The organism is Streptomyces sp. NPDC029014 (assembly GCF_055564695.1).
In genome coordinates, this window is sequence record NZ_JBVHVT010000010.1 from 107913 (window position 1) to 128776 (window position 20864).

General features: G+C 74.8%; 14 protein-coding genes. 11 read left to right on the forward strand and 3 right to left on the reverse strand.

Going from position 1 to position 20864, the window contains the following annotated elements:
- From ACZ4VL_RS08060 to ACZ4VL_RS08080, 5 genes are all read left to right on the forward strand, one after another.
- Nucleotides 1-2387: serine/threonine-protein kinase (locus ACZ4VL_RS08060; protein ID WP_468197137.1), on the forward strand; the 2387-nt coding region annotated here is incomplete at its 5' end.
- A 99-nt stretch (nucleotides 2388-2486) separates the two neighbouring features.
- Nucleotides 2487-5996 (forward strand): protein kinase, encoded by a 3510-nt coding sequence (locus ACZ4VL_RS08065; protein ID WP_468197139.1) that lies wholly within the window; start codon nucleotides 2487-2489, stop codon nucleotides 5994-5996.
- Between the two features lie 125 nt (nucleotides 5997-6121).
- Nucleotides 6122-7762 (forward strand): serine/threonine-protein kinase, encoded by a 1641-nt coding sequence (locus tag ACZ4VL_RS08070; protein WP_468197142.1) that lies wholly within the window; start codon nucleotides 6122-6124, stop codon nucleotides 7760-7762.
- 103 nt (nucleotides 7763-7865) lie between these two features.
- The gene (locus tag ACZ4VL_RS08075) at nucleotides 7866-9494 is read left to right on the forward strand and encodes a succinic semialdehyde dehydrogenase (RefSeq protein WP_468197144.1); all 1629 of its coding nucleotides are present in this window, start codon (nucleotides 7866-7868) and stop codon (nucleotides 9492-9494) included.
- Nucleotides 9495-9527: 33 nt separating this feature from the next.
- Nucleotides 9528-11351, forward strand: a complete 1824-nt coding sequence (locus ACZ4VL_RS08080; protein WP_468197147.1) for a GMC oxidoreductase — start codon at nucleotides 9528-9530, stop codon at nucleotides 11349-11351.
- Nucleotides 11352-11768: 417 nt separating this feature from the next.
- Here the strand turns inward: ACZ4VL_RS08080 and ACZ4VL_RS08085 are convergent, their stop codons facing one another.
- On the reverse strand, nucleotides 11769-12050 hold the full coding sequence (locus ACZ4VL_RS08085) for a chorismate mutase (protein ID WP_468197149.1): 282 nt from the start codon (nucleotides 12048-12050) through the stop codon (nucleotides 11769-11771).
- A gap of 426 nt (nucleotides 12051-12476) precedes the next feature.
- On the opposite strand from ACZ4VL_RS08085, the gene guaA reads away from it, so the two are divergent.
- The 4 genes from guaA (at nucleotide 12477) to ACZ4VL_RS08105 (ending at nucleotide 17132) form a co-directional block, all read left to right on the forward strand.
- Nucleotides 12477-14069, forward strand: coding sequence for a glutamine-hydrolyzing GMP synthase (gene guaA / locus ACZ4VL_RS08090; RefSeq protein ID WP_468197151.1), 1593 nt, complete (start codon nucleotides 12477-12479; stop codon nucleotides 14067-14069).
- Between the two features lie 167 nt (nucleotides 14070-14236).
- Nucleotides 14237-15055: a class II aldolase/adducin family protein gene (locus ACZ4VL_RS08095; protein WP_468197153.1), complete on the forward strand. Its 819-nt coding sequence runs from the start codon at nucleotides 14237-14239 to the stop codon at nucleotides 15053-15055.
- A gap of 102 nt (nucleotides 15056-15157) precedes the next feature.
- Nucleotides 15158-16423, forward strand: coding sequence for a hypothetical protein (locus ACZ4VL_RS08100; protein ID WP_468197156.1), 1266 nt, complete (start codon nucleotides 15158-15160; stop codon nucleotides 16421-16423).
- Between the two features lie 214 nt (nucleotides 16424-16637).
- A complete protein-coding gene (locus ACZ4VL_RS08105) occupies nucleotides 16638-17132 on the forward strand; it encodes a DoxX family protein (protein ID WP_404238790.1) in 495 nt (164 codons plus the stop codon).
- On the opposite strand, the gene ACZ4VL_RS08110 is transcribed toward ACZ4VL_RS08105, so the two are convergent.
- Nucleotides 17048-17302, reverse strand: a complete 255-nt coding sequence (locus ACZ4VL_RS08110; protein WP_404238434.1) for a hypothetical protein — start codon at nucleotides 17300-17302, stop codon at nucleotides 17048-17050. The two genes, ACZ4VL_RS08105 and ACZ4VL_RS08110, sit on opposite strands and share 85 nt — an antisense overlap.
- Nucleotides 17289-18632 carry a PspC domain-containing protein gene (locus ACZ4VL_RS08115; protein WP_468197159.1) on the reverse strand — a complete coding sequence of 448 codons (1344 nt, stop codon included), beginning with the start codon at nucleotides 18630-18632 and terminating at the stop codon, nucleotides 17289-17291. The genes ACZ4VL_RS08110 and ACZ4VL_RS08115 overlap by 14 nt, the downstream gene beginning before the upstream one ends.
- A 131-nt stretch (nucleotides 18633-18763) precedes the next feature.
- On the opposite strand from ACZ4VL_RS08115, the gene ACZ4VL_RS08120 reads away from it, so the two are divergent.
- Both ACZ4VL_RS08120 and ACZ4VL_RS08125 read left to right on the forward strand, forming a co-directional pair.
- Nucleotides 18764-20059, forward strand: coding sequence for an ATP-binding protein (locus ACZ4VL_RS08120; protein ID WP_468197161.1), 1296 nt, complete (start codon nucleotides 18764-18766; stop codon nucleotides 20057-20059).
- Nucleotides 20056-20808, forward strand: coding sequence for a LuxR C-terminal-related transcriptional regulator (locus ACZ4VL_RS08125; RefSeq protein WP_468197164.1), 753 nt, complete (start codon nucleotides 20056-20058; stop codon nucleotides 20806-20808). Before ACZ4VL_RS08120 ends, ACZ4VL_RS08125 begins: the two co-directional genes overlap by 4 nt.
- Nucleotides 20809-20864: the final 56 nt, after the last annotated feature.

The window sequence follows — 20864 nt, forward strand, 5'->3', positions numbered from 1 at the left end:
AGTCGGCTGCTGTCGAGGCGGAGGCCGCGAAGCCGGCGGCGCCGAAGCCGAACCTGGCGAAGCCGAGGGCGGCTGCTGCCGCGGCTGCGGAGGGTGAGTCGGCTGCTGTCGAGGCGGAGGCCGCGAAGCCGGCGGCGCCGAAGCCGAACCTGGCGAAGCCGAGGGCGGCTGCTGCCGCGGCTGCGGAGGGTGGGTCGGCTGCTGTCGAGGCGGAGGCCGCGAAGCCGGCGGCGCCGAAGCCGAACCTGGCGAAGCCGAAGCCGAAGCCGGCTGCGGCCGAGCCGGCGAAGCCGCAGGCTGCTGCCGGGAGCACCGCCGAGGCCGTCCGGACCACCTCGGGGAACCCGGTCATCGACAAGGCCGACGCCGTCGCCGCCGCCGTCAAGGCCGCTGCCGCCAAGGCCGCCGCGGCCGCCGGCACGGAGGGCCGCCTCCTCGCGGGCCGCTACCGCCTCGGCGAAGTCCTCGGCAAGGGCGGCATGGGCACCGTCTGGCGGGCCGAGGACGAGACCCTCGGCCGCACCGTCGCCGTCAAGGAACTCCGTTTCGGCAACGGCGTCGACGAGGACGAGAAGCGCCGCCTGATCACCCGTACCCTCCGCGAGGCCAAGGCCATCGCCCGGATCCGCAGCGGCGGCGCCGTCACCGTCTACGACGTGGTGGACGAGGACGGCCGTCCGTGGATCGTCATGGAGCTCATCGAGGGCCCCTCCCTCGCCGAGTTCATACGCGAACAGGGCCCGCTGACGCCCCGTCGCGCCGCCGAGGTCGGCCTCGCCGTGCTCGAGGTGCTGCGCGCCGCCCACGGCCAGGGCATCCTGCACCGCGACGTGAAGCCGTCCAACGTGCTCATCTCCTCCAACGGCCGCGTCGTCCTCACCGACTTCGGTATCGCCCAGGTCGAGGGCGACCCCTCGATCACCTCCACCGGCATGCTCGTCGGCGCGCCCTCGTACATCTCGCCCGAGCGCGCCCGCGGCCAGAAGCCCGGCCCGCCCGCCGACATGTGGTCGCTCGGAGGCCTGCTGTACGCAGCCGTCGAGGGCGTGCCCCCGTACGACAAGGGTTCGGCCCTGGCCACCCTCACGGCGGTGATGACGGAGCCGGTGGACCCGCCCCGCAACGCCGGCCCGCTGGCCGAGGTCATCTACGGCCTGCTGGTGAAGGACCCGGCCCGGCGCCTCGACGAGGAGCGCGCCCGGGCGATGCTGACCGCCGTGGTCAACGCGCCCGAGCCGGAGCCCGCCGCCCCGGTCCTCGCCCCCGAGGTCGAGGAGACCCGCCAGATCTCCCTGTCCGCGGCCAACGAGGCGGTGGCCAAGGCGGCCGCGGAGAAGGCCGAGAAGGCTGCCGAGAAGGCGGAGAAGAAGGAGCGCGAGCGGCGCGAGCGCGAACAGCGCGAACGGGCCCGCGCCGCCCTCAAGGCGGCCCGCAAGGCCGCGACGACGGCGGCCGCGACGGCGGCCGCCACTGCGGCGAACGCCTCGACGGCGGCCGCCTCCCCTGCCGGGGGCCCGGCGTCCGGCGGCCGGACGGCGCCCGTCCCGGCACCGCTCACCGACGTCATGTCCCGCCGCACCATCGGCCTCGCGATCGCCGGCGTGGTCGTCGCGCTGGCCGCCATCGGCTCGCTGCTCGTGTACGTGTTCAGCGGCGACGGCCAGGGCGACAAGAAGGACCAGGGCAAGGGGGGCACGTCGTCCTCCGGCAACCCGACCCCGGGCCCGTCCTCCAACAAGCCCGGCGAGACCGCCGCCACCGCCGGCAAGACGGGCGGCGCCAGCGCCGACCCGAGCCAGGGCCAGAGCCCGAACGGCCAGCAGAGCCAGGGCCAGAGCCAGGGGCAGGGCCAGGGCGGACAGACGGGCGGCACCAGCCAGGGGCAGGGGCAGGGCCAGGGCAGTTCGCCCGGCGGGCCGGGCGCGGGCCTCCCCGCGGGGTACGCCGTGGTGACCGACCTCGGGTTCCACTTCTCGATGGCGATGCCGCAGGGCTTCAAGCAGACGGACACGGCCGGCGACAACTCCGGCGCCATATACAGCCGTGACGGCGGCTTCCCGCGCATCCAGGTCGACTACACCGACAAGCCCGGCGACGACGCCCGCAAGGCATGGCTGCTGCTGGCCCCGGCGGTCGGCGGCAGCAGCTCGGGCTACAAGCAGATCCGGATCGACACGGTGTCCTACCGGGACTACCCGACCGTCGCGGACTGGGAGTTCGAGCGGGAGCAGAAGGGTGTGCGGGTCCGGGTGCTCAACCGCGGCTTCAAGGTCGACGCGAAGCGCGGCTACGCCATCATGATCAGCTGCCCGGCTGACCAGTGGGACGGCCCGGAGTGCACCCAGATGCGCGACGTGGCGTTCCAGACCTTCCAGCCGCTGGCCTGACGAGCCTTCGCAGGCCCGGGACGCGGGTGCCCCCGGCCACGTATCGTGTCACGGGGGCAGCGGGGAACCTGCCCCCGCAGCGCACTCGGGGGAGGCGGAGTGGACGACTACGCGGGTCGGATCCTGGCCGGCCGCTACCGTCTGCCGCTGCCGCCGTCGGACGAGTACGAACTGGTCGAGACCCGCGCCTTCGACACGCGCAGCGGGCAGGAAGTCCTCGTACGGCAGGTGCCGTTACCCGAGCTCGTGGACGCGGAACTCCTCGACGAGGAGCCGGGCGCGGCGACCCCCGGGGCCCGGGCCGGGACCGGCGGTGGCGGTGGTGGCGGCGGCGGAGTCCTCGCGGTGGGGGAGCTGCCGGCCGTGCGCAGGGCCATCGCGGCGGCGCAGGCGGCCGCGTCCGTCCCCGACCATCCCCGACTGGACCAGGTCTTCGACGTGTTCGCCGAGGGCGGGTCGTTGTGGATCGTGAGCGAGCGGGTGCCGGCCCGGCCGCTGGCCGCGCTGCTGGCCGACGAACCGCTGACCCCGTACCGGGCGGCCGAGGTCGCCGCCGACGTGCTGACCGCGCTGCGGGTGCTGCACGCGCACGGGTGGACGCACCGCAACATCACGGTCCGGACCGTCCTGATATGCGATGACGGGCGCGTCGTCCTGACCGGCCTGGCCGCCGGGGCCGCGGAGGACGCGCTGTGCGGCTATGACCCGGTCCCCCCGCAGGACGACGCACCGGACACGGGACAGGGCTGGGGCACCCCGCCGCCCGCCCCCGTGCCCGCCGGCCTGCCGCTGGTGGCCCCCGGCTACGAAACGGGCCCGCCCCGCACCGCCCGCATCCCGCTGGAGGGTGCCCCGCTGGAGGGGCCGCCGCCCGCACCGGGAGCCGCCGGAGCCCCCTTGGTGGCCCCCGGCTACGAAACGGCCCCCCGTCCCGCCGACGGCGGTCCGGCCTCCCCGCCCCCCGCGCCGGGCGGGGCCTCGGGCCCTCGGTACACGGACCACATCACTCCTGACCGGCAGCCGGCCGAGGGTGCTCCGGGCTCCCCGGACACCGCGCCGGGCCGGTCGGCAGGCCCGAGGTACGTCGACCACATCACTCCGGACCGGCAGCAGGTGGTCCCGGCAGGGCCCCGGCAGGACGGGCAGCCGGCAGAGGGCGGTCCGACCCTCCCGGCTGCCGCGCCGGACCACGCCCCCGACCCGCGGTACGCGGACCACCGCGACCCCGGCGGTCCGGCCCTCCCGGGCCCCGTGCAGGGTGGCACCGGTACGGGCGCGTCCGGCCGGGCCCCCGACCCGCGGTACGCGGACCGTATCGCTCCCGGTCGGCCGGACCTCGACGCGGCCGCGCGGGCCGGCGTCCTCGCCGCGTACCGGGCCGGTGCCCGGGCCGCCGCGGCACGGGTCACGCAGGAGCGCGAGGCCGCGGGCGAAGCCGCACCGGAGCGGCGGCCGCAGGGTTCGAACCTGCCCCAGGGGTATTCGTACCCGTACGGCGATCCCGGGGCGACCGGTCCCGGCCGGGGGGCCGCCCCCGCCGGAGCGGGCACGGCCGGACACGCCGACCGCGTCCCGGACCCCGGCGCGGACCCCACTGCCGGTCCGGCTGCTCGGGGCGCCGCCGGGGCGGACGCGGGAGACCGGGCCGCCGCGGCCCTGGAAGCGGGTCCGGGCTCCGCGACCGGCCGCGTAGCCGGAACGGGCACGGCCCACCCCGGCGCGGCGGGCGCGGGAGCCGGCGCGGCTTGCGCAGACGCCCCGCCGGCCACCGCCGGTCCGGACGCCTACGGCCCGGGCTCGCAGGCGGGCCCGGGGAACGGGGTGGTGGCCGCCCCGGGCCCCGACGGTACCGCCGGCGACCAGGACGCCCCGGCCCCCGGCGGAGCCGCCTGGCACGGTGTCACGCCGCGGCGGCAGACCGCCGCGCTGCCCGCCGGGCAGCAGCGCGCGGAGGCGGGGCCGCCGCCAGCGCTGCCGGCGCAGCTCGCCCTGCCGCAGGGGTACCGCCAGGCCGAGGACCCCGCCGCCTACCTACGTCCGGGCCAGCCGGGCCAGCCGGGCCAGCCCGGGCCGGTACCCGCACGCGTTCAGGGCGGTCGGGGGGAGTCCCCGGCCGTGCCCGCCCGGGCTGCCGGGCAGCCCGGGCCCGTACCCGCCCCTCTCCCGGGCCGGCCGGTGGAGTCCCGGCCCGTGCCCGCGCAGGCCGCCGGGCAGCCCGGGCCCGTGCCCGCGCACGTCCCGGGGCAGCCCGGGCAGCCCCGGCCCGTACCTGCGTACCTCCCCACCCCGCAGTCCCCCACCGCCCCGCAGCCTCCGGCCCCCGCCCCGCACCCGCGGCCCGCGGCCCGCTCCGGCTGGGCCGGGCCGGGCGCGCGGTCCGGGCCCCGGAGCGGGCTCGACGCCGAGCGGGCGCGGCAGACGCGGATGGCCGTGGTCGGGGCCGTCACCGAGCGGTGGGCGCCGGAGCAGGCGGGCACCGTGAGCGGGCCCTGGCAGCTGGCGGCCCCGGTCGGCCCGGCCACGGACCTGTGGGCGCTCGGCGCGCTGCTCTACCGCTCGGTGCAGGGCCACGCCCCGTACCCGGAGGACAACGTCGCCGAGCTCGTCGAGATGGTCTGCGCCGAGGCCCCCGCCTTCGCGGAGGACTGCGGCCCGCTGCGCCCGGTCGTGGAGTCGCTGCTCCGCCAGGACCCCACCGAGCGCCCCGACTTCGAGGAGCTCCGCGGCTGGCTGCGCTCCCTCGTCCGTTCCGCGCCCGAGCCGGATTCCGGCCCGGGCGCGGCGGTCCCCGGTCAGGAGCACCGCTTCGGTGCGCCCCCGCCCCCCGAGCCGGACCCGGCCCGCCTGCCGGTGGTGCGCCGCCGCGGCGAGCTGCACGGTCGGCACCGCAACCCGGCCCCGGCCCGCAGGCCCCGCGCCCTCGGCCGGAACCTGCTGCTGGGCGTCCTCGTGCTGATGGCGGGGGCGGTGGCGTACGCGATGCTGTTCCTGCCCGGGGACACCGGCGACGGCGACCGCCGCCAGGACACGGCCTCCCAGACCCCGGTGGCCCGGACGCAGGCCCCGTCCCCGCAGTCCTCGCCGTCCGCGTCCGGGGGGTCCCGTCCGCCGTCGGGGGCGGCCGAGTCCCCGGCGGCACCGCAGTCCGCGGCGCCCGCGCCGCCCGGCTACACCCTCCAGCAGGATCCTGAGCACTTCGAGGTCGCGGTGCCGGCCGGCTGGGAGCGCCGCGGCATGAACGAGGCGGGCCAGGTCCGCTACACGGACGGCGCGTACGTCCTGATCGTGGTCCCGGGTAGGGACAAGGTCGAGGGCAGTGCGGACCCGGCGACCTACCAGAAGGACAAGGAGCCGGAGTTGGCCCCGTACCGCTCGTCCACCTGGGCCAGCGGCGGCGACGTGAAGAGCACCAAGGTGGGCCAGCAGCTGCGGGTGACCGGCCGGTACACGTGGATCGACGGCAACGGCCGCAGCGTCGTCGCCCGGAACTTCGTCGTGGCGCTCGGCGGCAGTTACCACGTCGTCATGGTGACGGGCCCGCAGGACGGCGAGGGCAAGGTCACCGAGGTCTTCGAGAAGGCCACGGGGAGTTACAAGTCCGGGGGATGAGCGCGGACTGACGGTGACTCAGTACGGCGATTGCGTCACAGTGCAGCCGGAACCGCGCCTGCGTGGTACCGGCCGCGCCGAGCACTTCGTAATCTGGCCCGAAGCGCAAACAGTGGCGGGGATTCGTGGAACAGCAGACAGGTGCGGGCGCAGTGCTCGCCGGCCGGTACCGGCTCGTGGAGCCCATCGGCAGCGGCGGCATGGGGAAGGTGTGGCGCGCCCACGATGAGCTCCTGAACAGGACCGTCGCCGTCAAGGAGCTGACGGCGAGTCTGTTCGCGGTCCAGGCGGACCGGGAGGTCCTGCACGCCCGGACGCAGAAGGAGGCCCGGGCGGCGGCCCGCATCCAGCACCCGGCCGTCGTCACCGTCCACGACGTGCTGGAGCACGACGACCGGCCGTGGATCGTCATGGAGTACATCGACGGCCCCTCCCTCGCCGAGGCCGCCAAGGCGGCCGGCCGCATCGAGCCCCGGGAGGCCGCCCGGATCGGACTGCACGTCCTGGGCGCGCTGCGGGCCGCCCATGCGGTCGGTGTGCTGCACCGGGACGTCAAACCCGGGAACGTGCTGCTCGCCCGGGACGGTCGGGTCCTGCTCACCGACTTCGGGATCGCCGCGATCGAGGGCGACTCCTCGATCACGCGCACCGGCGAGATCGTCGGCTCCATCGACTACCTGGCCCCGGAGCGCGTCACCGGCGGCGCCCCCGACCCGGCCTCCGACCTGTGGTCGCTGGGCGCCACCCTCTACACGGCGGTCGAGGCCCTCTCCCCGTTCCGCCGCACCTCGCCGATCTCCAGCCTGCAGGCCGTCGTCAACGACGAGCCGCCCGCGCTGCGGCAGTCCGGGCCGCTGGGGCCGGTCATCACCGCCCTGCTGCGCAAGGACCCCGAGGAGCGGCCCTCCGCGCAGGAGACGGAGCGGATGCTGCTGGAGGTGATGGAGGGCCGCGAGCCGAAGTCCGCCCAGGCGTACGTGCCGACGCGGGCGGTGACGACGCAGGAGCTGGCGGACGTACGGGAGCCCGAGCCGGACCGGCCGGCGCCGGCCGACTCCGCCCGGACGGCCGAGCTGCCCGGCGGTGTCGAGCCGGCCACCGCGGCCCGGCAGCCGAACACGACCGCCGGCCGGATCAAGCGGGCCGCGGCGGTGGCCCTGGTGGCGGCGCTGGTCGGCGGCGGTGCGGTGTTCGGCCTGCTGAAGTACACCGGGGAGGACGGCGACCAGGGCGGCGGCTCCGACAAGAACGCGAGCGCCCCCGACCAGCAGGGCGGTGCGGACGGTACGAACGGCAAGGACGCGACCCCGCCCACGGGCTGGAGCGAGGTCAAGGACCCGGCGGGCTTCACCCTGTGGGTGCCGGACGGCTGGACGCGCCAGATGGACGGCAACCAGATCGACTACACGGCGGACAACGGCAAGCACTTCATCCGCATCGCCGTCGACGCCACCCCGGACTTCGACAACCCGTACACCCACCTGCTGGACCTGGAGAAGCAGGTGCGCCAGCGCACCGACTACAAGCGGCAGAAGCTGAACCAGAACACCTTCCGCGACAGCACCCGCGCGGCCCTCTGGGAGTTCACCTGGACGGAGAAGGGGGTGCACGCCGGTCCGCGCCGGGCCATCGAGCAGATGTACATCGCCCCGGACGGCACGGAGTACGCGGTGTACATGTCGGGGCCGGCGGCGGACTGGGGGACCACCCGCGCGCAGTTCGACGTCGTGCTCAGCGGCTGGGCCCCGCCCGCCAAGAAGGGCTGACCGGGCCCGCCCCGGCCATCCTGCCAGCAATCGCTGGCGGTTTTGGCAAAATCCGGTTACCGACGGGTACCCAAAGGCCGTCGGGCGCAATACGCTCACCGCCATGACGGACTCGCAGGCCCCCGCCCCCCTCCGCAGTGCACCGCAGCCCACCAACCCGGTCGCACCGGCCCCGGCCGGGGCCCGCACCGCGGCCGACGTGGTGACCCCCGACCTGGTCGCCCGGCTCACCCGCGGAGTGCTCGGCTCGGGCCGCACGGCGAACCACACCCCCTTCACCGGGGACAAGCTCGCCGACCTGCCGGAGGCCACCCCCGAGGACGTCGCCGAGGCCTTCGCCCGGGCCCGCTCCGCCCAGACCGCGTGGGCCGCCGTCCCCGTGCGCCGCCGGGCCGCCGTCCTGCTCCGCTTCCACGACCTGGTGCTGGACCGCCAGGCCGAGGTGCTCGACCTGATCCAGCTGGAGACCGGCAAGGCCCGCCTGCACGCCCACGAGGAGGTCCAGGCCGTCGCCGTCGCCGCCCGCCACTACGGCCGCAGGGCGCCCGCTTACCTGCGACCCAAGAGCCACACCGGTGCCATGCCCACCCTGACCAAGGTCACCGAGCTGCGCCAGCCGCGCGGCGTCGTCGGGCAGATCGCGCCCTGGAACTACCCCCTCGAACTCTCCGTCGGCGACGCGCTGCCCGCCTTCGTCTCGGGCAACGCCGTCGTGATGAAGCCCGACACCGAGACCGCGCTGACCGCCCTGTGGGCGCGAGACCTGCTGATCGAGGCCGGGCTGCCGGCCGAGGTCTTCCAGATCGTCCTCGGTGACGGGCCCGTCGTCGGCCCCGAGGTGGTCCGGCACGCCGACTACGTCTCCTTCACCGGCTCCACCCGCACCGGCCGCGAGGTCGCCCGGGGCGCGGCCGCCCGCCTGGTCGGCGTCTCCCTGGAACTCGGCGGCAAGAACGCCATGCTCGTCCTGCACGACGCCGACGTCGAGAAGGCCGCCGCGGGCGCCGTCCGCGCCTGCTTCTCCTCCGCCGGCCAGCTGTGCATCTCGATCGAGCGGCTCTACGTCCACGCCTCGATCGCCGACGAGTTCACCGAGCGGTTCGCCGCCCGCACCAAGGCCATGCGGCTCGGCAGCTCCCTCGCGTACGGCGCCGACATGGGCTCGCTGGTCGGCGAGCGCCAGCTGGAGACCGTCACCCGGCACGTCGACGAGGCCGTCGCCAAGGGCGCCACCCTGGTCGCCGGCGGCACCGCCCGCCCCGACATCGGCCCGCTGTTCTACGAGCCCACCATCCTGGACGGCGTCGAGGCGCCGATGGCGGTCTGCGGCGAGGAGACCTTCGGCCCGGTCGTCTCGATCTACCGGTTCACCGACGAGGACGAGGCGATCGCCCAGGCCAACGCCACCGCCTACGGCCTCAACTCCAGCGTCTGGACCAAGGACGCCCGCCGCGGGCACGCCGTCGCCGCCCGCCTGCGCACCGGCACCGTCAACATCAACGAGGGTTACGCCCCCGCCTACGGCAGCGCCCAGGCGCCCATGGGCGGCATGAAGGACTCCGGCCTCGGCCGCCGGCACGGCTCCGAGGGCATCCTCAAGTACACCGAGGCACAGACCGTCGCCCACCAGCGGGTGCTGCCCATGGCGCCCTCGCTGGGCATGGACGACGAGCGGTACGCGGCGTTCATGACCCGCAGTCTCAAGGTGATGAAGGCCCTCCGCCTGCGCTAGCAGCCCCCGTCCGTCCGCCAAGGAGGCGCGTCAGTGGCACAGCCGTACGACAGCGACCACGACCACGACTACGACGTGATCGTCATCGGCTCGGGCTTCGGAGGATCGGTCTCGGCGCTCCGGCTGACCGAGAAGGGCTACCGGGTCGGCGTCCTGGAGGCGGGGCGCCGCTTCACCCGCGAGAGCCTGCCGAAGAACAGCTGGGACCTGCGGAACTACCTGTGGGCCCCGGCCCTCGGGCTCTACGGGATCCAACGGATCCACCTCCTCGGCAACGTGATGGTGCTGGCGGGCGCCGGGGTGGGCGGCGGTTCCCTCAACTACGCCAACACCCTCTACGTGCCGCCGACCGCGTTCTTCGAGGACCGCCAGTGGGCCTCGATCACCGACTGGCGCGAGGAGCTCTCGCCGTACTACGACCAGGCCAAGCGGATGCTGGGGGTGCGCCTCAACCCGACGACGACCCCCTCCGACGTCCACCTCAAGGCCGTCGCCGAGAAGATGGGCGTCGGGGACACCTTCCACATGGCCCCGGTCGGCGTCTTCTTCGGCGACGGCGCCGACGCCGAGGGCACGGCCGCGGCCAAGCCCGGCGAGGAGGTCCCCGACCCGTACTTCGGCGGGGCCGGGCCCGCCCGCCGGGCCTGCACCGAGTGCGGCGAGTGCATGACCGGCTGCCGGCACGGCGCGAAGAACACCCTGAACGAGAACTACCTCCACCTCGCCGAGCGCGCGGGCGCCGTGATCCACCCGATGACCACCGTCACCGCCCTCGCCGAGCACCCCGACGGCGGGTACCGGGTCCGCACCGTCCCCACCGACGGCCGCCGCCGCGGCATCGCCAAGGAGCTGCGCGCCCGGTACGTGATCGTGGCGGCGGGCACGTACGGCACCCAGACCCTGCTGCACACCATGAAGGACAACGGGCTGCTCCCGCGGATCCCGGACCGCCTCGGCGAGCTGACCCGCACCAACTCGGAGGGCCTGGTCGGCGCGCAGACCGACGACCGCCGCTACCGCAGGAAACACGGCGCGGACCGGCGGGCCGACTTCACCCGCGGCGTCGCCATCACCTCCTCGGTGCACCCCGACGCCGACACGCACATCGAGCCTGTCCGCTACGGGCGGGGCTCCAACGCGATGGGCTTCCTGACCGTGCTGCAGGTGCCGTACGACAGCCACCGCGTCCGGGCCTGGTTCGCGCGGACCGCGAAGCACCCGGTGCAACTGCTGCGCTCGCTGTCCAACCGGCGCTGGTCGGAGCGGACCATCATCGGCCTGGTCATGCAGTCCCTGGACAACTCGCTGACCACGTACCGGCGGCCCCGCGGCCCCGGCAAGGGCCTGCTCACCGCCCGCCAGGGGCACGGCGCGCCCAACCCGGTGCAGATCGCCGAGGCCACCCGGGCCGCGACCCTGCTGGCCGAGGAGATCAACGGCTTCCCCGGCAGCAACGTCGGCGAGCTGATGGGCACCCCGTTGACCGCGCACTTCCTCGGCGGCTGCCCGATCGGCGCCTCGCCGCAGGAGGGCGTGGTGGACCCGTACCACCGGCTGTACGGGCACCCGGGCATCTCGGTGGTCGACGGCTCGGCGGTCTCCGCGAACCTCGGGGTCAACCCGTCGCTGACGATCACGGCGCAGGCGGAGCGGGCGATGGCGTACTGGCCGAACAAGGGCGAGCAGGACCCCCGCCCGGAGCAGGGCGCGGCCTACGTGCGGCTCGCCGCGGTGGAGCCGGTCCGTCCGGCGGTGCCGAAGGAGGCGTTCGGCGCGCTGCGGCTGCCGTTCCTCGCGGTCCCGGAGGTGCCGCCGCGTACGGCGGGGGCGGAAGCCGGGACCGGGGCGGCCGGCTGATACGCGGCGGGTACCGCGCTCCCCCTCCGAGCGCGGTACCCGCCGCGGTACATAGGTGACAGGCGTTCGGCATCGAAGGTTGTATCCACGCCACACCCGTGCGCGTGTGGCGTCCGTCACACGGGTCGAGGGGTGGGGTGAGGGGGCGGGCCGGGCGCCGGACCGCGGCCGGACACGCGAACGGCCGGCCCGGGGCGTCCCCTGGGCCGGCCGTCCTTTCGGGGTGACCGGGCTGCTGTCCCCTGCCGTCCGGTCACACGAGGAGCGAGGTCCCACGACGCACGTCGCACGGGCCGTACGTCTCATCGCTCCGGTGGAGCCACGCGTGGTGCTGGTCCCGCGACTGGCTGACGCGGCCATCCACACCAACGAAGCCCCGGAGGGGCGGTCACGGGCCGGACGGGTGACGAACAGGCGTCAGACGCGGCCGCGGCAGAGCTCCAGCAGGGTCATGGCGAGGGCGGTGCCGGGTCGGCCGAGGGCGTCCTTCCAGTGCGCGAGCACCTCCATCTCGCGGGAGAGGTGCACCCGGCGGCCGCCGGAGGCGATCCGGGTCTGCTGGATGACGGCCGAGACGGCCATCCGTTCCTGGACCAGGCCGATGATCCGGTCGTCGATGGCGTCGATGCGTTCGCGGGAGGCCGCGATCAGCTCCTCGGGGGAGGCGGTGGCGGCGGTGGCGGTGGTGGTGGCGTTCATGGCGGGATCCTCCTGTCGGTGGGGCCGCAGGACCGGTGGAACGCCGCAGCGCCCGGGTCCTGTCGGACCGGGGCGCTGCGGGAAGTCAGTGGCTCGGAGCGAGCATCACGAGAACCCATGGCGGCCGGACCGTCCGGTGCCATAGGTAAAGAGGAAGCTCAGCTGCTTGCGCACGATTCGGATTATGACCGGCCGCGCCGCCGCGAGCCAATCGGTTCGGATGCTGAGATCCTCCCCTTCGCGAGCGAGGGGATTCCTCCACGGATGAGTGTCCACAGCACGTGATCAGCGCGCCGAGGCGGGCGCTGTGACCGCTCCGGCGCGGTGCGTCACGGCTCTGTGGTTCGGATGGTGAGACGAAAACGGTCGGCGCGTCCCCCGTTAGAATTGACAAAACAGCCCCCTCTTCCGCCGGAAGGCCGTCCCGTGCCAGAAGCACCCTCCGCCGCCCACGACGCCGCCCCGGACACGGTTCTCGTCGTCGACTTCGGCGCCCAGTACGCCCAGCTCATCGCCCGCCGCGTCCGCGAGGCACGGGTCTACAGCGAGATCGTGCCGAGCACGATGCCCGTGGCCGAGATGCTGGCCAAGAACCCCAAGGCGATCATTCTGTCCGGCGGTCCGTCCTCGGTGTACGAAGAGGGCGCGCCGCAGCTCGACCGCTCCCTGTTCGAGGCCGGCGTCCCGGTCTTCGGCATGTGCTACGGCTTCCAGCTGATGGCGACCACCCTCGGCGGCACCGTCGACAACACCGGCTCCCGCGAGTACGGCCGGACCCCGCTGGCCGTCAGCAAGCCCGGTTCGACGCTCTTCGAGGGCACCCCCGAGCACCAGTCCGTGTGGATGTCGCACGGCGACGCCTGCTCGAAGGCCCCCGAGGGCTTCACCGTCACCGCGTCGACCGACGTCGTCCCGGTCGCGGCCTTCGAGAACGACGAGAAGAAGCTGTACGGCGTGCAGTACCACCCCGAGGTGATGCACTCCACGCACGGCCAGCAGGTGCTGGAGCACTTCCTCTACCGCGGCGCGGGCCTCAAGCCCACGTGGACCACGGGCAACATCGTCGAGGAGCAGGTCGCGGCCATCCGCGCCCAGGTCGGCGACAAACGCGCCATCTGCGGCCTGTCCGGCGGCGTCGACTCGGCGGTCGCGGCGGCCCTCGTGCAGAAGGCCATCGGCTCCCAGCTGACCTGCGTGTACGTCGACCACGGCCTGATGCGCAAGGGCGAGACCGAGCAGGTCGAGAAGGACTTCGTCGCGGCCACCGGCGTGCAGCTGAAGGTCGTCGACGCGCAGGAGCGCTTCCTGAACGCGCTGGCCGGCGTCTCCGACCCGGAGACCAAGCGCAAGATCATCGGCCGCGAGTTCATCCGCGTCTTCGAGCAGGCCCAGGCCGAGATCATCGCGGAGGCCGAGGGCGGCCCGGCCGTGGCCTTCCTGGTCCAGGGCACCCTGTACCCGGACGTCGTCGAGTCCGGCGGCGGCACCGGTACCGCCAACATCAAGTCCCACCACAACGTGGGCGGCCTCCCCGACGACATCGAGTTCGAGCTCGTCGAGCCGCTGCGCCAGCTGTTCAAGGACGAGGTCCGGATGGTCGGCCAGGAGCTCGGCCTGCCCGAGGAGATCGTCCAGCGCCAGCCCTTCCCCGGCCCGGGCCTCGGCATCCGCATCGTCGGCGAGGTCACCAAGGAGCGCCTGGACCTGCTGCGTGAGGCCGACGCCATCGCCCGCCACGAGCTCACCGCGGCCGGCCTGGACCGCGAGATCTGGCAGTGCCCGGTGGTCCTGCTGGCCGACGTCCGCAGCGTTGGCGTGCAGGGCGACGGCCGCACCTACGGCCACCCGATCGTGCTGCGCCCGGTCTCCTCCGAGGACGCCATGACCGCGGACTGGACCCGGATGCCGTACGAGGTCCTCGCCCGGATCTCGACCCGCATCACCAACGAGGTCAAGGACGTCAACCGCGTCGTCCTGGACTGCACCAGCAAGCCGCCGGGCACCATCGAGTGGGAGTAGTCCCCAGGGACTGACCCCCGCCTGCGCCCGCGGCGAAGCCGCCACCCCCGGCCCGGGGTGGCGGCTTCGCCCTTTTCCGGGCTCCTCCTCTGGCGGGTTGCGGACCCCGCCGGTACCTTGCGCGCCAGCCGCCAGCCGGCGACCGCTGCGACCGAGGAGGGCCCACCGTGCCCGAGCCCGTGCCCGAGCCCGTGCCCGACGACCGGCTGCGCTTCGAGATGCCGCCCGTCCACACCGATCCGGCGCAGGAGCGCGCCCACCGCCGGGAGCGTCTCGCCGGGGCCCTGCGCCTGTTCGGCCGCCTCGGGTACGAGGAGGGGGTCGCCGGGCAGGCCACCGCGCGCGACCCGGAGTTCGAGGACTGCTACTGGGTGAACCCCTTCGGGCGGGCGTTCGCCGGGCTGACCGCCGCCGACCTGGTCCTCGTCGACGGCGACGGGCGCGTGGTGCAGGGGGAGCGGCGGGTGAACCAGCTGGCGTTCGCCCTGCACGCGGCCGTGCACCGGGCCCGGCCCGACGCCGTGGCCGTGGTCCGCGTGCACGGCCCGTACGGCAGGGCGCTCGCCGCGCTCGGCGAGCTGCTCGCCCCGGTCACCCAGGAGGCCTGCGCGTTCTACGAGGACCACGCCCTCGTCGACCAGTACACCGCCGGGGCGGGCGACCCCGCGGAGTGCCGCCGCATCGCCCGGGCCCTCGGCCCGTACAAGGCGCTGGTCCTGCGCCACCACGGGCTGCTGACGGTCGGGGGGTCCGTGGACGCGGCCGCCTGGTGGTGCGTCGCGGCCGAGCGGGCGGCGCAGGTGCAGCTGGTCGCACGGGCCGCGGGCAGGCCCGTGCCGATCGCCCACCGGGACGCGCTCGCCGTGCGGGAGCGGTTCGGGACGGACCTCGCGGCCTGGGCCGCCTTCCAGCCCCTGTGGCAGTCCGTGCAGGGCGGCGGGCCGGCGGGTGCGCACGGTGCGCCGCACGTGACGTCAACATCATGAACGGTTAATCACCTGCTCTGACATCGTGCGCAATCCGGAACACTGCCGCAGTGGTGCACAATTCGCTGGCATTGCACCGTAGTTCAGAGAGGCGGCAGGCACGTGGCTGTCCACCCGATCTCCCTTGTGCCCCACGGCGGCGCATGCACCTGCGACGACTGCCCGCACGGCGCGCAGGAGGGCCACCGGCGCGCGGTCGCCGCGTTCCTGGAGAAGCGCGACGAGTTCGCCGCGGGGCAGGGGCTGCCGGCCGCGGTGGCCCGGTCCGCCGGCGCGTCCCGGCAGTGGGTCTCCGACGAGCTGACCCTGTCGGCCCGTACGGTCGCCGACCGGGGGCGCGAGGCCGGCACCTCCTGGCTGTACCTGTTCTCGCGGCGGGCCGTGCTCGCCGTGTGGATCGCCGCCGGGGTGCTGCTGCTGGTGCAGGTCGGCGCCGCGCTGGGCACCGGGTGGTCCACGGCGCGCACCGCCGCCCTGCTGGCGGCCCTGGTGCTGGCCGGGCTGCTCACGGTCGCCGCCCGCGCCCAGTCGGTGCGCGGTGGGCTGCTGGCCCCGCTGGTCGGGGAGGACAACCGGCTGTCCACCTCGAAGGCGGTGCCGAGTGCCTGGCTGCTGCTGACCGCGTTCGCCGCGCTGCTGCCCGCGCTGCGGCTGGCGGCGTCGGCGCCCGGGCCGCAGCGGCGCGCGCTGTACGAGGGGCTGGCGTTCGGGCGGGCCCTGCCGCTGCTGGTGGTGGTCGCGCTGACCTCGGGGGTGGCGGTGCTGGTGCGCCGGGTGGTCGCCGTACGGATCCTCGGGCAGCGCCTGCAGAAGCTGCCCGCGGACCGCCCGCGCGGGGTGGACCTGCTGACGGACGACGCGGGCCGGGGCAGTCTCCCGGACGCGCAGTACGTCCTGGTCTCCACGGTGGTGTTGGGCTACGCCGCGGTGTCGCTGGCCCGGTTCCCGGACCGGCTGCCGCGGCTGCCGTGGGCGCTGGCGCTGCTGGTGGCCCTGTCGGCCGCGGTGTACCTGGCCGCCAAGTACGCGGAGGTGACCCGTCCGCTGGTGCTGGCGGTGGTCCGCAGACGCGAGCCCGGGGACCTGGACGCGGCCGTCCGGCCGGGGGACGACATCGAGATCCGGGGGGTGGGGTTCGTACCGCCCGGGGCGCAGACGCCGGAGATGCTGGCGCGGCTGGTGGTGCGGATCGGGACGGTCCACGTGCACGTGCCGCTGGTCCCGGTGGCGGGCGGGTTCTCCAACCCGGCGGACGCGGTGCTGACGGTGCCGGTACCGGCGGAAGTGGAACCGGGCCGGGTCGAGCTCCAGGTGGTCACCGCGGCGGGGGTGGAATCCAACCGCTACAGCATCGACGTGGCCGAATGAAGCGGGTAGAGATGGGGGCGTGACCAGACCCGACAGCCCCGACAGCCCCGACAGCCCCGGGAGCCCCGACAGTCCCGGGAGCCCCCACGCCTCCGACGGCTTCCACGTGCCCGACGACTCGCGTCCTCCCGGCGCCTCCCGCGTCCCCGGCACCTCCGAGGACCCCGGTGCCACCGCCGGCCACGCCGCTCCCGCCGGCCGGGCGACCCCCACGCTGCGGGACCGGGCCGCCCGCTACGCGCTCCTGCCGCTGCGCGTCTTCCTCGGCGTGACCTTCGTCTACGCGGGCCTGGACAAGCTCACCGATCCCGCGTTCCTGTCCGCCTCCGGTCCGGGCTCCATCGGCGAGGTGATGCGCGGGGTGCGCGACACCTCCGCGGTCCCCGGTCTCGTCGACCTGGCCCTGCTCTCGCCCGTCGGATTCGCCGTCCTGCTGGCCGTCGCCGAGACCGCGGTCGGCCTGGCCGTCCTCGCCGGGCTGCTGACCCGGCTCGCGGCGGCGGGCGGAGCGCTGGTATCGCTCAGCCTGTGGCTCACGGTGTCCTGGCAGGTGACCCCGTACTACTACGGCAACGACCTCGCCTACCTGATGGCCTGGACGCCGCTGGTCCTGGCCGGCGCCCCCTACTGGTCCCTGGACTCGCTGATCCGGTCGCGGCGCGCGGAGCGGTCGTCCGAGCGGTCCCGCAGGTCGCGCCGCACCGCGTAGGTCACCATCCCGACCAGCGAGGCCAGGACCAGTCCGCCCGCGGCCATCGGCACCACCAGGAACCAGGGCGTGTCCACCTCCCCGGTCGCGTCGAGCAGGTACAGCACGCCCGCGGCGGTCAGGACCAGGCCCGCCAGGAGCCGTCCCGGTTGGAACTCATGACGCGGCACGTGCCACCTCCACCTGACCCACACCTGCGTGCAGGTGCAGCTCGATCGTGCCGCCGGGCTCGGTGCCCGCGGCCGGTTCCAGGGTCTGCTGCTCGGCTTCGCCGCCGCTCTTGATGCGGATGGTCCGGCTGTCGTCCCCGGGCATCTTGATGTCGCCGAGCCGCACCGACACGTCGGCCCGGGCGGTGACCTCGCGGGGCACGATCACCTTGAGGCGGCCCGCCTCGATGTCGGCCCGCACGGACAGCGTGGTGCCCTTCGGCACGTCCAGCCGGCTCAGGTCCAGCGTGGCCAGCCCGGTGTCCGCCGTGTACTGCGGCCGTACGTCGGCCATCGCGGCCGGCCGCCAGCGGACGTCCCGCCAGTCGGTGCCGATGCTCTCGGGCAGGGCGGACGCGAGGGCCAGCAGCCCGGCCGTGACCATGGCGAGGAAGAGGGTCCCGAAGCCGGTGCGCCCCTTGACCGAGCTGACCGCGAGGCCGAGGCCGAAGACGGCCAGGGCCGAGGCCAGGCCCATCTGCAGCGCGTGCGAGAGGGTGCCGTCCTCCCACACCGCGACGGTCGCCACCGCCCCCGCCAGCAGGGCCAGTACGAACACCCGCCCGCCGATCCCGCCGCGGGGCCGCGGCCGGTCGAGGCCCGCCCCGGCCTTCCCGCCCGCCCGGCCGGCCGTGGCGTCCGCCGCGACGCCGGCGGAGTCGTCCGGCCCCCACAGGTAGCCGGTGGACCCGACGGGGCCGGTGGTGCCGTCCTTGACCAGCGGGTCCCGCCACCAGGACGGGCCGCCCGGCGCGGGCGGGGCCTGTGTCTCCGGCGGGGCGGGGCGGTGCGCGGCCGGCGACTCCGTCTCGGGATCGGTGGTGGTGCTCCGGCGGCGCTGGGAGACGTACGCGCCCGCGCCCACCGCCAGCACGACCAGTACGGAGAAGGCCCCGAGACCGCCGTTGTGCAGCATCGACAGGAACAGCGCGCAGCCCGCCAGGGCCGCGAACACCGCCGCCAGCGTGGCCCCTTCGACCCGGCCGGTCAGCAGCCTCTTCGCCTCGCTGTCCTCCTCGCCCTCGACCGGCAGCAGCAGCCACGCGAAGCCGTAGAAGATCAGGCCGAAGCCGCCGGTGACGGTGAGGACGCCGAGCACGATCCGGAAGATCACGGGGTCCAGGTCGAAGTAGCGGCCGAGGCCCCCGCACACACCGGCGAGGACCTTGTCGCGCTTGCTGCGGCGCAGCGGCGGCCGCTCGGCGGCCCGCTCGGCGGCCCGTTCGCCGGCCCGGTCGGCGGACCGGTCCTCGGGCATGCCGCCCGGCGGCGGGGAGTCGTGCTTGGTCATGGGTCCATGGTGACGGGCCGTCGGAGCCGCCGGCATCGGGCCTTACCCTGGCGCAACCCTGATATCCCCCGGTCACAAGTGGGGGGATGCCCTGATGCCGGCCGCCCCGTGCCCGTGTGACCATCGGTGACATGCCCGTTTCCGCCGCCCCGCGCACCCCGCACGCCCCCGAGTCCGACGAAGCGCCGCAGCGCCGGCTCTACCGCAGCGCCGACGGCCGGATGCTCGGCGGTGTCGCGCGCGGACTGGCCGGGCACCTCGGGCTGCCCGTGGTGTGGGTCCGGCTCGCCTTCCTCGGCCTGTTCCTCTGGGGCGACGGGCTCGGCGTCCTGCTGTACGCCGCGTTCTGGGTCTTCGTACCGCTGGGCGTCGGCGGCCGTACCGCGCACCGCTCCTTCTTCGACAGCCTCACCGACGGCAGCGGGCGGCTGCGCAAGCCCGACAAGGGGCAGGTCGGCGCGCTGATCGCGCTCTGCGTCGGCACCGGCATCTTCATCGCGAAGGTCCAGGACGACGGCACCTCCGGCCGGTACGTGTGGCCGACCCTGCTCGTCGGCGCCGGTGTGGTCCTCGTCTGGCGGCAGGCCGACAACGCCCGGCGCGCGCACTGGGGTGCCGCCGCCGGCGGCAACGGGCGGATGCTGCACCTGGCCCGCAGTCTCGCCGGCGTGGTGCTCGTCGGCGTCGGCCTCACCGTCTTCATCGTCGTCCGCGGTTCGGCCGCCCAGCTCGGCAACGTGCTCACCGCCGCCCTCGCCGTCCTCGTCGGCATCGCGCTGCTCGCCGGGCCGTGGCTGATCCGGATGACCCAGGACCTGTCCGAGGAGCGCCTGATGCGCATCCGCGCCCAGGAGCGGGCCGAGGTCGCGGCACACGTCCACGACTCCGTGCTGCACACCCTCACCCTGATCCAGCGCAACGCCGAGGACGTCGGCGAGGTGCGCCGCCTCGCCCGCGCCCAGGAGCGGGAGTTGCGCAACTGGCTGTACAAGCCCGAGGGCACCGGCAAGGACGAGGCCGAGGAGCCCACCACGCTCGCCGAGGCGGTGAAGAAGACCGCCGCCGAGGTGGAGGACCACCACGGCGTCCCCATCGAGGTCGTGGTGGTCGGCGACTGCCCCCTCGACGAGAAGCTGGGCGCGCAGGTGCAGGCCGCGCGCGAGGCGATGGTCAACGCGGCCAAGTACGGTGGCGACGGGGGCCCGGTGCAGGTCTACGCCGAGGTGGAGGGGCAGACGGTGTTCGTGTCCGTACGGGACCGGGGGCCGGGCTTCGACATCGACGCGGTACCGGACGACCGCATGGGCGTACGAGAATCGATCATCGGCCGGATGCAGCGCAACGGGGGGACCGCACGGCTGCGGTCCGCACCCGACGGCGGCACGGAAGTCGAGCTGGAGATGGAGAGGGCGGCGAAGGCGGCATGAACGGGCTGAACGGTCAGAACGGTCGGAGCACTGACGCGGGCACGCAGGGTCAGGGCCAGGGCCAGGGGCAGGACGGCGGCGCGGTGGACCGCCGGGTCCGGGTGGTCCTCGTCGACGACCACCGGATGTTCCGCGCGGGCGTGCAGGCCGAGATCGGGGACACGGCCGTCACCGGTGTCGAGGTCGTCGGCGAGGCCGCCGACGTCGACCAGGCCGTCACCGTCATCACCGCCACCCGGCCCGAGGTGGTCCTCCTCGACGTGCACCTGCCCGGCGGCGGCGGCGTCGAGGTGCTGCGGCGCTGCGCCCCGCTGATGGCGGCGGCCGAGCACCCGGTGCGCTTCCTGGCCCTGTCGGTGTCGGACGCGGCCGAGGACGTCATCGGCGTCATCCGGGGCGGCGCGCGCGGCTATGTGACGAAGACCATCACCGGCACCGACCTGGTCGACTCGGTCTTCCGGGTGCAGGACGGCGACGCGGTGTTCTCGCCGCGGCTCGCGGGCTTCGTCCTGGACGCCTTCGCCTCGACCGACGCCCCGCCGGTCGACGAGGACCTGGACCGGCTGACCCAGCGCGAGCGCGAGGTGCTGCGGCTCATCGCGCGCGGTTACGCGTACAAGGAGATCGCCAAGCAGCTGTTCATCTCGGTCAAGACGGTGGAGTCGCACGTCTCGGCGGTCCTGCGCAAGCTCCAGCTGTCGAACCGGCACGAGCTGACCCGCTGGGCCACCGCCCGCCGCCTCGTCTGAGGAGTCCCACCCGTCCCCTGTGACCCATGCCGCAGGCCGACCGGGGAACCCGGGCA